This is a genomic window from Corallococcus sp. CA047B, from assembly GCF_003612065.1.
GTDB lineage: Bacteria > Myxococcota > Myxococcia > Myxococcales > Myxococcaceae > Corallococcus > Corallococcus praedator.
The window spans coordinates 1-15,157 of sequence record NZ_RAWD01000244.1 but is presented as its reverse complement, the minus strand read 5'-3'; the positions used below and the strand labels follow the sequence as shown (position 1 = coordinate 15,157).

2 protein-coding genes are annotated in these 15,157 nt (G+C 71.4%); both read right to left on the bottom strand.

The annotated features are described in order from the left end of the window. The coding region (locus tag D7X74_RS29895) for a non-ribosomal peptide synthetase (protein WP_120536417.1) at window positions 1–7,109 on the bottom strand (7,109 nt) is incomplete at its 3' end. Further along, window positions 7,102–15,157 (bottom strand): non-ribosomal peptide synthetase (locus tag D7X74_RS29890; protein ID WP_120536416.1); only part of this gene is annotated, 8,056 nt, incomplete at its 5' end. The genes D7X74_RS29890 and D7X74_RS29895, both read right to left, overlap by 8 nt.

The following is a 15,157-nucleotide window of genomic DNA, read 5'->3' as shown; positions in this document are numbered from 1 at the left end:
GCGGTGAGGGCGGGGCGGGAGAGGTAGCCGCGAGCGAGGCCGATGCCCCCGACGTACAGCTCGCCGGGAGCCCCGAGCGGAACGGGCTGGAGGTGCGAGTCGAGGACGTAGAGCTGGACGTTGGGGAAGGGCCGTCCGAGGGAGATGCGCTGGGAGTCGACGGGCCCGGAGATGGAAGCGCAGACGGTGACTTCGGTGGGGCCGTAGGCGTTGAGCAGGGTACGTCCCTGGCTCCAGCGCTGGGCCGTCGCGGGCGGAAGGGCCTCGCCCGCGGAGATGACAGTTTCCAGCAGAGGCAGTCCGGCCTCGGAGAGCTGGGCGAGGACGGAGGGCGTCAGGGTGGCGGCGGTGACGGCCTGGGATTCGAGCAACTGGCGCAGGGGCAGCTCGGGCAGCAAGGCGTCGCGCGAGGCGAGCACGAGGCAGGCGCCGGCCAGCAGCGTGGAGAAGACCTCGCAGACAGAGGCGTCGAAGGCGGGGGAGGCGAACTGCAGGACGCGGCTGTTCGCGTGGAAGCGGTGGGCCTTCACCGCTGCGAGCGCGGTGTTGGCGAGGCCCTTGTGGAGGAGCAGGGCCCCCTTGGGCGTGCCGGTGGAGCCAGAGGTGTAGATGACGTAGGCGAGGCTGTCGTCGAAGACGCGGACGTCGGGAGGAGAATCGGGCCTGCGAGCAATCGCGTCAGCGTCGGAGTCGAGGCAGAGCAGCTGGACGCCGGAGGGCAGCTCATCCGCGAGGGAGTCCTGGGTGAGGACGAGGGGAACGCCTGCATCCTCGAGGATGAAGGCGGTGCGTGAGGCGGGGTAGGCGGGGTCGAGGGGAACGAAGGCGCCGCCGGCCTTGAGGATGGCGAGGAGTGCGACGGGAACGTCGAGGGAGCGCTCCAGGAAGAGTCCGACGCGGGTCTCGGGCCCGACGCCGAGGGAGCGCAGGTGGTGGGCGAGGCGGTTGGCGCGAGTGTCGAGTTCCCGGTAGGTGAGGTGCTGGCCGGAGAAGGAAGCGGCGTGCGCCAACGGGGTGCGCTCGGCCTGGGCCTGGAAGAGGTGGTGGACGCGCGACTCGTCGGAGAGCACCTGCCGCGTGTCGTTCCACGCGATGAGTGTCTGTTGACGCTCCTCCTCCGCGAGCAACGACACTTCATCGAGTCGCTTCGCGGAGCCAACCCAGCCCTCCAGCGCCGCGCGCATGTGCTGCAAGAGGCGCCGCGCGGTGTCCGCATCCAGCCTGGAGCTGTCCACGGTGAGCTTCAGCATCAGCTCCGAACCCGGCAGGACCACGAGGTTCAGCGGGAACGTCTTGCGCTCCATCATCCGCACGTCGCGCAGGTCCTGGCGTCCCACCCGGTCGCGGACGGACGCGTCCACGGGGAAGTTCTCGAACACGACGAGGCTTTCGAACAACGGGGTGCCGCGTGGCAGTTCGCTCCAGCCCTGGATCCGCAGCAGCGCGCAGTGCTCGTGTTGGCGCGACTCCGCGAGCTGGGCCTGAAGCCCCTGGAGCCAGGGGAGGATGGCGGCGTCCGGAGGCAGGCGGACGCGCACCGGTAGCGAGTTGATGAACAGCCCCATCACCGACTCGACGTGGGGCAGCTCCGCGGGCCGTCCGGCGACCGTGGCGCCGAAGACGACGTCCTCCTCTCCCGCGTGCCTTCCGAGCACCAGCGCCCACGCGGCCTGGATCAGCGTGTTCATCGTCAGGTGGTGCTGGCGCGTGAAGCCGGTCAGCGCCTTCGTGGTGGGCTCGGAGACCGCGAGCACATGCTCGACCATCTCCGGAGCCTCCTTCCGGCTCCGGTCCGGCGCGCGGCCCGGAAGCGGTGTGGGGGCCTGGAAGCCCGCGAGCGTCCGTCGCCACCACGCCTCGGAGGCGGCTTCGTCCTGCTGGCCCAGCCACGCGATGAAGTCACGGAACGAGGGTGCCCGCTCCAGCCGCGCTTCCCGGCCGCTTCGCAGCGCTTCGTAGGTTCCGAACAGATCCTGGAGCAGCACGCCCACGCTCCAGCCGTCGAGCAGGAGGTGGTGCAGGCTCCAGACGAAGCGGTACACGTGCTCATCCAGGCGCATCACCGTGACGCGCAGCAGCGGTGGCCGCGCCAGGTCGAAGCCCCTCGCATGGTCCTCGCGCAGGAACGCGTCCATCCGCTCCTGCTGCTCGGTGGCGGACAGGCCGCGCAGGTCGTTCTCGGTCCACGGCAGGTCCACGCGTGCGTGCACCACCTGGAGGGGCTGGGGCAATTCTTGCCAGTGGAACCCCGTCCTCAGGATGGCGTGCCGGTCCAGCACCGCCTCCCAGGCGCGACGGAAGGCTGGCAGGTCCATGGGCGTGTGGAACGTCCAGGCGATCTGCTGGAAGTACTCGCCCGTCGCCGCGCCCACGATGGTGTGGAAGAGCATGCCCTGCTGCATGGGCGAGAGCGGATAGACGTCCTCGATGGCCTGCCCCGCGGGAAGCAGCGCGCCCAGTGTCGCCGGCTCCAGGCGGGCCAGCGGGAAGTCCGCCGGCGTGTAGCGCAGGGCCTGGGGTGAACCGCGCTCGGCGATGAGGGCGCGCAGCGCGGACACGAAGTGCCTGGCCAGGGACTCGACGGTGGCACGGTCATGGACGTTCTCGCTGTAGGTCCAGCCGAGTCGCAGCCGGCCTTCGATGACCAGCCCGTTCACCTCCAGCAGGTGGCTGCGCTGGCCCCGGGGGCTGACCATCCCGCCTTCGGGCGTGCGCGCCTTCACGAAGAGGGGTGAGCTGGCGGCGGCGACGTCGAGCTGGCCCAGGTAGTTGAAGAGCACCTGGGCTCGCGGCAGGGCTCGCAGCGCACGGGACGTGTCGTCGCGGCCCATCGCCAGCAACAGGCCGTGGCCCAGTCCCCGGTTCGGCACCTGTCTCAACCCGTCCCGCACCGCGAGCAGCGCGCCCCCGACATCGGCCGTAGGCGCCTCCAGCAGCACCGGCACCATCGCGGTGAACCAACCCACGGTGCGCGACACGTCCACGTCGTCGAACAGCTCTTCCCGGCCGTGGCCTTCCAGGTCCACCAGGTGCCGGTGTTCGCCCGTCCAGGCGGACAGGGCCCGGGCCAACGCCGTCAGCAGCACGTCGTCGATGCGCGCGCGCCAGGCCGCTGGCACCTCGCGCAGCAACACCCGCGTCTCCTCCGCGTCCAGTGAGACGGAGACGTCACGCGCCGAGGCGAGGGTGTTCTCTCCCGCGTGGTCCACCGGCAACGGTCGCGGCTCGCGCCGGGCGTCGGAGAGCCAGAATGCCCGTTCGGCCTCCAGCGCGTCGGACTTCGCGTGCGCTTCCAGCCGCTCCGCCCACGCCTTGAAGGACGTCGTCTTGAGCGGCAGCACCACCGGCTCCCCCCGGCGGAGCTGCTCGTACGCGGTGCTCACGTCCTCCAGCAGCATGCGCCAGGAGACGCCGTCCACCGCGAGGTGGTGGATGATGACCAGCAGGCTCCGGGGCCTTGCGTGGCCCGGGTCGAAGAGCGCGGCCCGCAGGAGCGGACCCTCGGACAGACGGAACGCGGCCTGGAGCTTCGCGGCGGCTTCTTCCAACGCGGCGGCCTGTTCCGGCTCCGGCACGGAGGACAGGTCCACCCGATGCAGGGCTACGGTCGCGTCCAGGCCCGCGTTGCGCTGCTCCCAGCCGGTGCCCGCGCGCACGAAGCGCAGCCTCAGCGCGTCGTGGTGTTCCACCAGCTTGCGCACGGCCTGCTCCAGCAGCGCGGCATCCACCGGCTCGCGCAGCTCCAGCAGCACGGCCTGGTTGTAGTGGTGCGGCTCCGGCAGGTCCCGCTCGAAGAAGGCCCGCTGGATGGGCGTGAGCGGGACAGGGCCGGTGACGGGGCCCTGCTCGCTGGTGGCGCCTCGCGCGGCCGTCACGGTGGGCGCCAATTCCGCGAGCGTCTGGCGTTGGAAGAGCTGGCGGGGCGTGAGGTGGAGGCCCACCTGCCGCGCCCGCGCGACGACCTGGAGGCTGATGATGCTGTCGCCGCCCAGCTCGAAGAAGTTGTCGTGGATGCCCACGCGCTCGCGCCCCAGCAGCCGGGCCCAGATGTCCGCGAGCGCCTGCTCCACCTCGTCGCGCGGTGCGACGAAGGCCCGCTCGGAGAGGGCCCCCGGTTGCTCCGGTGCGGGCAGGGCCTTGCGGTCCACCTTGCCGTTGGGGGAGAGGGGCAGCACCGCCAGGGACACGAAGGCCGCGGGCACCAGGTGCTCCGGCAGGCGCGAGGCCAGGAAGCCTCGCAGGGTGTCCGCGTCCGGCGCCGTGCCCGTGACGTAGGCCACGAGCCGACGCACGCCCGGCGCGTCCTCGCGGACCAGCACCACGGCCTGCGCCACCGAGGCGTGCTCGCGCAAGGTGGCCTCCACCTCGCCCGTTTCGATGCGGAAGCCGCGCACCTTCACCTGCGCGTCCTTGCGCCCGATGAACTCCAGGTTGCCATCCGGCAGGTAGCGGGCCACGTCGCCCGTGCGGTACAGCCGCGCGCCGGGCGTGGTGCCGAAGGGGTCTGGCAGGAAGCGCTCCGCGCTGAGCGCCGGACGGGCGTGGTAGCCGCGCGCCAGGCCCTCGCCGCCCAGATACAGCTCCCCATGCACGCCGACGGGCACGGGGAGCAGGTGGGGGTCCAGCAGGTAGACGCGGGTGTTGGCGATGGGCCGCCCCAGCGGCACCGTCCTGCCCGTGCCGGACGTGGGACAGCGGGCCGAGGTCGCGTCGATGGTGGCCTCGGTGGGGCCGTACAGGTTGATCAGGGTGACGCGGGGCAGCCGCGCTCGCAGCAGGGGCTCCAGCTCCGAGGCCAGCGCCTCACCGCCGCAGAAGAGCAGGCGCAGTCGGGTGGCCTGCGCCAGCCCCGGCTCCTCCAGCAGCGCCCGCAGCAGCGACGGGACGAGCTGGAGCACCGTGACCTGCCCCTGCACGACGGCCTCCAGCAACAGGGCGCCATCGCGATGCGCTTCCGGTGGCGCGATGAGCAGCCGGCCGCCGGACAGCAGGGGCGCCCAGCACTCCCACACGGAGGCGTCGAAGCTCAGCGGCGTCTTCAGGAGCACCCGGTCGTCGGGCCCCAGGTGGAACTCCGACAGCAGCCACGCCATGTGGTTGGCGAGCGCGCGGTGGGTGATGACGACGCCCTTGGGCTGCCCCGTGGAGCCGGAGGTGTAGAGGACATAGGCGGCGTTCTGGGCGCGGACCCCGCTGTCCGGCGCGTCCGACCGGGCTTCGGTGCCAAAGGCCTCTTCGGAGTCCAGGCACACCACGCGCGCATCCCGCACGGGCAGGCGCTCCAGCAGGTGCCGCTGGGTGAGCAGGACGTGCGGCGCGGCGTCCTCCCACATGAAGGCCAGACGCGCCGCGGGGTAGTCCGGGGAGAGCGGCACGTAGGCGCCGCCGGCCTTGAGGATGCCGAGCAGCCCCACCGCCAGCTCCAGGGAGCGCTCCACGCAGAGCGCCACCCGGGTCTCCGGCCCCACGCCGCGAGAGCGCAGCAGGTGCGCGAGCCGGTTCGCGCGCAGGTCCAGCTCCCGGTAGGTGAGGTGCTGTCCGCCGAACTCCACCGCCACCGCGTCCGGCGTGCGAGCGACCTGCGCCTCGACGAGCGTGTGCAGGCACGTGTCGCGCGGGGTTTCAGCGTGCGTGTCGTTCCAGGTGACGAGCAGCTGGTGCCGCTCGGCGGGCGTGAGGAGGGGAAGCTCGGCGATGGGCCGGTCGGGGTGGGCCGTGAGGCCTTCCACCAGCACCCGCAGGTGTTCCGCCATCCGGGCCGCCGTCGCGGCATCGAAGAGGTCCGTGTTGTATTCGAGCGCCCCGGCGAACCCGCCCGGCAGCTCCGCCAGCGTGAGGTTCAGGTCGAACTTCGCCAGCTGGCCGTCCGCCTGGATCAACCGGAACGTCAGCCCCGGCAGGGACGGGGCCATCTTCGCCTCGCGCTGGAGGGTGAACATCACCTGGAACAGCGGCGTGTGGCTGAGGCTGCGCACCGGCTGGAGCACCTCCACCAGCTTCTCGAACGGCACCTCCGCGTGGCCGAAGGCACCCAGCGCGACCTCGCGCACGTGGGCAAGCAGCTGACGCCCTGTCATGCGCTCCGACAGCCGGGTGCGCAGCACCAGGGTGTTGGCGAAGAAGCCGAACAGCTCCTCCAGTTCAGCGCGGTCCCTTCCTGCGATGGGGGTGCCCACGCTGATGTCCGGCTGTCCCGAATAGCGGTGCAGCAGCAGCTGGAAGGCCGCCAGCAGCGCCATGAAGGGCGTGACGTTCTCCTTCGCGCAGAGCGCCATCAATGCATCGGAGGCCGCGCGGCCCAACCGCACGGGCTGGTTGGCGCCCCGGGTGGAACGCACCGGCGGTCGCGGGCGATCCGTGGGCAGCTCCAGCAGGCGGGAGGCGTCACCCAGTTGTGTCTTCCAATACGCGAGCTGCTTGTCGAGCACCTCGCCCCGCAGGTGCTCGCGCTGCCAGAGCGCATAGTCGGCGTACTGGAGCGGCGGTTCGGGCAGCGGCGACGGCCGGCCCGCGGCGAAGGACAGGTACAGGACGATGAGCTCACGCAGGAGCACGTCCATGGACCCGCCATCCGACACGATGTGGTGCACCGTCAGCAGCAGCAGGTGGTCCGTGTCCCCCAGCTGGAGCAGGAGCGTGCGCAGCAGCGGCCCCTTCGCGAGGTCGAAGGGGCGCAGCGTCTCCGTGTCCACCAGGCGCTGGGCTTCGCTCTCGCGCTCGGCGGCGGGACGGCTTCGCAGGTCCACGGTCGCGAGCGGCAGCCTGGGCGCGGGCAGCACCTCCTGGACGGCCTGACCTTCCTCGTTGAGGAACACCGTGCGCAGCGCTTCGTGCCGCCGCACCACCTCTTCCAGCGCCCGCTCCAGGACGGAGGCGTCGAGCGCGCCCTCCACCCGCAGGGCCATGGGGATGTTGTAGACGGTGCTGCCCGGCTCCAGCTGGTCCAGGAACCACAGGCGCTGCTGGGTGAAGGACAGCGGGAAGCGGTTTCCCGTCCGGGGGCGGGGCGTCAGCGTTTCGCGGGGCGCGGCCTTGCCCAGCTTGCGCAGGAGCAGCTCCCGCTTTTCCGGCGGCAGGGCCGCGAGCCGCTTCTGCAGGTCGTTACTCATGGGACACCTTCCGGCGCACGGCCGCGTCGTCGTTGGGGGCTTGCTCGGCGCTGTCCTCGGGGGACTCCTCCGCCGCGAGCAGGGCCTGGACCTCGTCGGGGGACATCCCCTCGAGCTCCGCGAGCAGGTCTTCCAGCCGCCCTTCTTCCACCTGGCCCGCGCGCAGGTCCACGATGCGCTGCGCCAGCCCCGCCACGGTGGGCGTGTCGAACAGGTCCCTCAGCCGCAGCTCCGCCCCGAAGGCGGCGCGGATGCGCGAGACGACCTGGGTTCCGAGCAGCGAGTGTCCGCCCAGCTCGAAGAAGTCGTCGTGGATGCCCATGCGCGGGAGGTTGAGCAGCTCCGCGCAGATGCGCGCCAGCGTCTCCTCGGTCTGGTTGCGCGGCGCCACGTAGGGGCGCTCGTCGGACGTGCCCACCGGTGTCGGCAGGGCCTGCCGGTCCACCTTGCCGTTGGCGGTGAGGGGCATGGCCTCCAGCATCATCACCACGGAGGGCACCATGTACGGCGGCAGCTTGTCCCCAAGCCAGCGGGTGACGTCCGCCTGGGTGAGGAAGGGCGGGGCCGTCCGGGGGGACAGCTTTCGCAGGTGCGCGTCCGGTGACGTCTGTGGCACCAGGCGGCCCTTGTCCGATGGGCGGATGGCGTACAGGTAGCAGAGCTGCGTGCCCGACAGCAGCACGTCCTGGTCCACCACCAGGTCGAAGCCGTGCTGTCGCACCAGCTCCGTGATGGGCTCGACGTTCTCCTTCACGTCGATCTCCACCACCATCTGGCGGATGCACCCCCAGTGCTCCTCGCGGAGCCCCTGGAGCACCTGCAGCTCGCTCTTCTCCACGTTGACCTTCAAGAGGTCGATGGTCTCCACCGCGTGCTCGTCGATGATGTCCGACAGCGTGCGCAGCCGCGCGGTGAAGGTGCGCGCCTCGAAGCGCTCCTCCAACAGGTCGTCCGCGGACTCGGCCAGGCCCGCGAGCTGTTCAGGCGACGCGTTCTCCTGGTTGAGCATGTAGGCCTTCACCACCGACTTCTCCGTCTCCGCGTCCGCATGGAAGCCAGACAGGAGTGAGAAGCCGGGGAAGAACGTGAACTCCGCGGTGCCTTCCTCGGCGGCGACGCCGCAGTCGAAGACGGTGGGGTGGTGGGCGTGGAGGGCCAGGTTGACGCTGAGGATGGCGTGCACCGTGGGGTTGGGCTCGAAGGCGAAGATGCGCGGGGCGTGGCAGACCTGGTTTGCGAAGACGGAGAACAGGCCGATGTTGGAGCCCACGTCGAAGATGCAGTCGCCGTCGTTCAGCGTCACGCCGTGGCGCAGGTACGCCTGGAGTTCGAAGACCTCCTTGTAGATGTAGTCCGTCTCGTTGCGGTTGAGCTGCGCGACGGCCAGCTTGTTGGGCAGCACGTAGCGCTTGTGGCCCTGCACGGTGGCGGCGCGCTGGGGCGTGGGCACGACCCAGGCCGCGAGCCGGCGGTCTCCGGGCGCGACCTCGCGGGCCAGCACGACGGCTTCGCGCACGTCCGGGTGTTGCCGCAGGACGGCCTCCACCTCGCCGGTCTCCACGCGGAAGCCACGGATCTTCACCTGGTCGTCGATGCGGCCCAGGAACTCCACCGCCCCGTCCTTCAGCCGGCGCGCCAGGTCGCCCGTGCGGTACAGGCGGCCTCCGGGCTGGGGTGCGTGGGGATTGGGGATGAAGCGCTCCGCGGACAGGTCCGGGCGGCCCAGGTAGCCGCGCGCCACGCCGACACCGCCGATGCACAGCTCTCCGGCGATGCCCACCGGCACCGGTTGCAGGTTCGCATCCAGCACCAGCACCTGTTCTCCGGGCAGCGGGAAGCCCGTGGGGATGTTGGGCCGGTTCGGCAGGCCCGTGACGGGCACGGGCCACGTGAGCGAGCCCACCGTCGTCTCCGTGGGGCCGTAGTGGTTGAGGATTTCGCAGCCCGGGCGCAGCCGCTGGATGCGTTCAATCCATTCGCGGCTGGAGGCCTCGCCTCCCAGCACGAGCAACCGGCGCGGCAGCACCTGCTCCGGCTTCGCGGCCGACATCAGGGCCGCCAGGTGCGAGGGGACGATCTTCAGGCAGTCGATGCCGTGGCGCTCGAAGTAGGCGGCGAAGTCCTCCGGGCTCGTCACCCGGTCGCGGGACAGGACGTGCAGGTTGCCGCCGGTGCCCAGCGCGGGGAACACCATGGTGTTGCCCAGGTCCGCGGCGATGGTGGACACGGTGGCGAAGCTGGCGCCGGGCAGCGCGGGCATCCGCTCCTGCACGCCCGCCGTGTATGAGCTGAGCTGCCGGTGCTCCACGGCCACGCCCTTGGGACGTCCGGTGGAGCCGGAGGTGTAGATGACATAGGCGAGGTTGCCGGGCGTCGCCACGGGCGGCGGGTTCTCCGGGCGCCCACGTCGCACGATGCCGTCCCATTCCGAGTCCAGGTACAGCACGCGCGCGCCCGTCTCCGGGAGCGCTTCGGACAGGGCGTCCTGGCTGAGGATGACGGCGACCTCCGCCTCCTCCAGGATGGCGGACAGCCGTTCGGTGGGCGTCTCTGGATCCAGCGGCACGTAGGCCCCGCCCGCCTTGAGGATGCCCAACATGCCCACCACCAGCTCCAGCGAGCGGTGGAGGAACAGGGCGGCTCGTCCGTCGGGGCGCACGCCCATGCCCCGCAGGCGCCAAGCGAGCTGGTTCGCGCGCAGGTTCAGCTCGCGGTAGGTGAGCTGCTCATCCTCGTAGGTGACGGCCACCGCGTCGGGGGTGCGCTCCACCTGCGCCTCGAAGCGCTGCGCGAAGCAGTCGTCCGCGCGGAAGTCCAGCCGGGGACCGCCCCACGCCGTCACCACCTGGTGGCGCTCGGCGTCCGACAGGAGCGTCAGCGCGGAGACGCGGGCCTCCGGCGTGGCGGCGAAGCCTTCCAGCAGCGTCTGGAAGTGGCCCGCCATGCGCGCCACGGTGTCGTGGGTGAACAGGTCGGTGTTGTACTCCCAGGTGCCGCGCAGGCCGTCCTCGCCGTGGCCCACGACGACGAGCAGGTCCAGCTTGGCCGCGTGAGTCTCCAGCGTCACCGGCTCCAGCTTCAGGCCGGGCAGCGTCATGGCGCGGGTGGGCGCGTGCTGGAGCGTGAACTTCACCTGGAACAGCGGGGCGCGGCCGTCGTTGCGTGCCGGGTTGAGGACGCGGACCAGCTCCTCGAAAGGCACGTCCTGGTGCGCGTAAGCGGACAGCGAGGACTCGCGGGTGCGGGCGATGAGCTCGCGCACCGTCGGGTCGCCGTCCACGCGGGCGCGCAGGACGAGCTGGTTGATGAAGAACCCGAGCATCCCTTCGGTCTCCGCGAGGGAGCGGTTGGCGACGTCGGTGCCGATGAGCAGGTCGCGCTGTCCCGAGTAGCGGGCCATCAGCGTGTTGAAGGCCGCCAGCAGCACCATGAACGGCGTCGCACCCTCCTGGCGTCCGAGCGCGTCGAGCGCCCGTGACAGGGCCGGGGGCATCGCCGCCTCGTACTGGGCGCCGCGCCCGGTGGGCGTCAGCGGGCGCGGGGCATCGCCGGGAAGCTCCAGCGTCTGCGGCGCGCCGGACAGGGCCTCCTTCCACCAGGACAGCTGCGCTTCCAGCACTTCGCCGCGAAGCCAGTCGTGCTGCCACGCCGCGTAGTCGGCGTACTGGAGCGACAGCGCGGGGAGCGGGGAGGGCAGGCCGTCGCGGAACGCGGCGTAGAGGGCGATGAGCTCGCGGATGAGGACGCCCATGGACCAACCATCGGAGACGATGTGGTGCATGGTGAGCAGCAGGACGTGGTGCTCGGGCGCGAGCGTGACGAGGACCGAGCGCAGCAGCGGCCCCTTCGCGAGGTCGAACGGGCGCTGGCCCTCCTGCTGGAGGAGTCGCTGGGTGCTCGCGTCCCGCTCGGACTCCGGCGTGGACTGGAGGTCCATCCGCGCGAGGAGGCTCTCACGGGGGGGCTGGATGACCTGGAATGGCCGGCCTTCCTCCGACAAGAAGGTGGTGCGCAGGGCCTCGTGACGGTGGAACAGCTCCTGGAGGGCGCGCTCCAGGGCGGGAACCTTGAGCTCGCCCTGGAGGCGGACCGCCGTGGGGATGTTGAACGCGCTGGTGCCGGGGTCGAGCTGATCGATGAACCACAGGCGCTGCTGCGCGAACGACAGCGGCAGCTTCGCATCCCGGGACACGGGGAGGATGGGCGGCGCCTTCGCGAGGCCTGTCGCGCCCGTGTCCTTCGCGAGGTGGGCCGCGAAGCCGGCGAGGGTGGGATGCTCGAAGAGGGCGCGCAGCGGCAGGTCCACGCCGAAGGCCTCGCGGACGCGGGACACCAGCTGGGTGGCCAGCAGGGAGTGGCCTCCCAAATCGAAGAAGCTGTCGTGGCGGCCGACGCGGGTGACGCCCAGCAGCGAACCCCAGAGCTCCGCGAGGCGGTGCTCCTCCGGGCCTTCGGGCGGGACGAACGTGCCTTGCAGGGCGAGCCCGTCCGGGGCGGGCAGGGCCTGGAGGTCGCGCTTGCCGGAAGGCGTGACGGGCAGCGCGGTGAGGGGGACGAAGGCGGACGGTTGCAGGGCCTCCGGCAGGCGGTCCTTGAGGAAGGCGCGCAGGGCGTCCAGGTCGAGCGGTTGGTCGGCACGCGCGACGACGTAGGCGACGAGCCGCTTGTCGCCGGGACGAAGCTCGCGCACCACCACGGCCGCCTGGTCCACGGAGGCGTGGGCCGTGAGGGCGGACTCAATCTCTCCGGGTTCGATGCGAACGCCGCGCAGCTTCACCTGCGCATCGGTCCGGCCGTGGAACTCGAGCTGGCCGTCCGTGCGCAGGCGCACGAGGTCGCCGGTGCGGTAGAGGCGGGCGCCCGGGGTGGAGGCGAAGGGATGGGGGAGGAAGCGTCCCGCGGTGGATTCAGGGTGGCCCAGGTAGCCCCGCGCGAGCCCCCCTCCGCCGATGAACAGCTCTCCGCGCACGCCGCGCGGCACGGGGTCCAGCTTCGCGTCGAGCACGTAGACGGTGGTGCCCGGGAAGGGTCGGCCCAGCGGCGGCGCGCCGGAGCCCGGCACGCACGTGGCGCTGGTGGCGGCGATGGTGGCCTCGGTGGGGCCGTACTGGTTGACGAAGCGGCGGCCGTCGCGGGCCCAGCGCTCCATCAGGTCGGTGGGGCAGGACTCTCCGCCCACGACGAGCGAGCGCAGCGCGGGGAGGGCTTCGTCCGGCAGGGTGGCCAGCGCGGACGCGGTCAGCGTGAGCGTCGTCACGGCCTGGGTCCGCAGGAAGGCGTGCAGCTCCTCGCCAATGAACTGCCGGGGCGCGAGCACCAGCGTGGCGCCGGTGCCGAGCGCGCTGAAGACTTCCTGCACGGACACGTCGAAGCCTGGCGCGGCCCATTGCAGCAGCCGGTCACCGGGCCGCAGGTCGTAGTCGCGCACGGATTGGCGCAGCGTGTGGGCGGCCGCGCGGTGTTCGACGACGACGCCCTTGGGCTCACCCGTCGAACCCGAGGTGAAGATGACGTAGGCCGCGTGCTCGGGATGGAGCGCGAGGACCGGCGCGGTGGTGGGTGCTTCCGCGAGCAGGGCGGTGCTCGCGTCCAGGCACAGCGTCACGCCGGGACCCGCGGGCACGACGTCGTTGAGCGCGGTGGTGGTCAAGAGGACGCGGGGCGACAGCTGCTGGCGCAGACTTCCGAGCCGCCGCGCGGGGAGCCGCGGATCCAGCGGCGCATACACGCCGCCGGCCTTGAGGATGCCCAGCAGGCCGATGATCCACTCGGGCGAGGGCTCCATGCACAGCGCGACGCGCACGTCCGGGGCGACGCCGAGGCTCATCAGGTGGTGCGCGAGCTGATGGGCCTTCTGCTCCAGCACCGCGTACGTCAGCGTCCTCTCCCCCCAGCTCAGGGCCACCGCGTCAGGCGTGCGGAGCACCTGCTCCTCGAAGGAACGGTGAAGCAGGGACGGCGCGCTCGGGGCCGTGCGCGGGTCGTTCCAGGTGGCGAGCAGCTGTCGCCGCTCGTCGTTGGAGAGCAGCGGCAGGTCGTGGAGGGACTGGTCCGGGTTCGCGACGGCCGCCTCCAGCAGTCGCTGGAAGTGCGTGGCGAGCTGCCCGATGGTGGCGGGCTCGAAGAGGTCGGTGCGGTATTCGATGAACCCGTCGATGCCGTCGGCGGTCTCCTTGAGGGAGAGCGTCAGCTCGAACGTCGACGCGCGGCCTTCCAGGGGCAGGGAGCGCAGCGTGAGGCCGGGCACGGTGAGGTCCGCGTCGGGCGTGTTCTGGAGCACGAACATCGCCTGGAACAGGGGCGAGCGGCCCAGTTGACGCGGCGGCTGCACGGCGTCCACGACCTGTTCGAAGGGCAGGTCCTGGTTCGCGTAGGCCCCGAGCGTCGTCTCCCGGACCTGGGCGAGCAGCTCCCGGAACGAGAGGTGCGCCTGGGGACGTGCCCTCAGCACCAGCGTGTTCACGAAGCAGCCCAGCAGACCTTCCAGTTCGGCGCGACGGCGGCCGGCGATGGGTGTTCCGATGCAGACGTCGTCCTGACCGGCGTGGCGCGCGAGCAGGGCCTGGAACGCGGCCAGCATCACCATGAACGGTGTCGCGCCTTCACCCTGGCCCAGCTTCCGCAGGGCCGTGGACAGCGAGCCCGACAGGTGGACGGGATGCGTCGCGCCCTGGGAGGAAGGCGTGGCGGAACGGGGATGATCCGTGGGCAGGTCCAGCGCCCCGGGCGCCTCCGCGAGCTGCCGCAGCCAATAGGCGCGCTGCGCTTCGAGCACTTCGCCGTGCTGCCCGTCGCGCTGCCAGGCGGAATAGTCGGCGTATTGGATGGGGAGCGCGGGAAGCGGTGAGGGCAGGCCGTCGCGGAACGCGCTGTAGAGCGACGTCAGCTCGCGGATGAGGACGCCCATGGACCAGCCATCGGAGACGATGTGGTGCATGGTGAGCAGCAGCACGTGCTGCTCGGGGGCGAGCGTGACGAGCAGGGTGCGCAGCAGCGGTCCGTGCGCGAGGTCGAACGGGCGCTGGGATTCTTCCGTGAGCAGCTGTCGCAGGTGCTGCTCGCGTGCGGTGTCCTCTGTCGGCGGGAGCTGGAGGTGACGCAGCGACAGCGGCGCGGGGGCGGCGATGTGTTGGACGGGCTGTCCGTTCCGGGTGGGGAATGTCGTGCGCAGGGCTTCGTGGCGACGGATGAGTTCGCGGAAGGCCTGTTCAAGCGCGGAGACCTCCAGGGCGCCTTCCAGCCGGACGGCCGCGGGGATGTTGTAGAGCGCGCTGCCCGGTTCAAGCTGATCAATGAACCACAGCCGCTGCTGCGCGAACGAGAGCGGGAGGCCGTCCCCGCGAGGAACCGCGACGAGGGCCGGGCCCGTGGAGGCCGGGGCTTCGTGGAGCAGTTCCGAAAGCTTGCCGGCGAGGCCGGCCAGGGTCGGGTGTTCGAAGAGCACGGGCAACGGCAGTTCGATGCCGAAGGCTTCGCGGACGCGGGACACCAACTGCGTGGCGAGCAGCGAATGGCCCCCCAGGTCGAAGAAGCTGTCGTGACGACCGACGCGGGCCACGCCCAGCAGGGGTGTCCAGAGGCCAGCGAGGCGGAGCTCCAACGTGCCCTCGGGCGGGATGAACGCCCCTTGCAGGGCAAGTCCTTCGGGGGCGGGAAGGGCCCGGAGGTCGCGCTTGCCCGTGGTGGTGACGGGCAGCGCGGTGAGGGGAACGAAGGCGGACGGTTGCAGCACTTCGGGCAGGCGGTCCTTGAGGAAGGAGCGCAGGGCATCCAGGTCGAGCGGGTGGTCGGCACGCGCGACGACGTAGGCGACGAGGCGCTTCTCACCTGGAACGTCTTCGCGCACCAGGGCCGCGACCTGCTCCACGGAGGGATGGGTGCGGAGCACGGCTTCAAGCTCACCGGGCTCGATGCGGATGCCGCGCAGCTTCGCCTGCGCATCCATGCGGCCGAGGAATTCCAACTCGCCATCGGAGCGGAAGCGGACGCGGTCCCCGGTGCGGTAGAGGCGCTCGCCGGGGGAAGAAGCAAAGGGGTTGGGGAGGAAG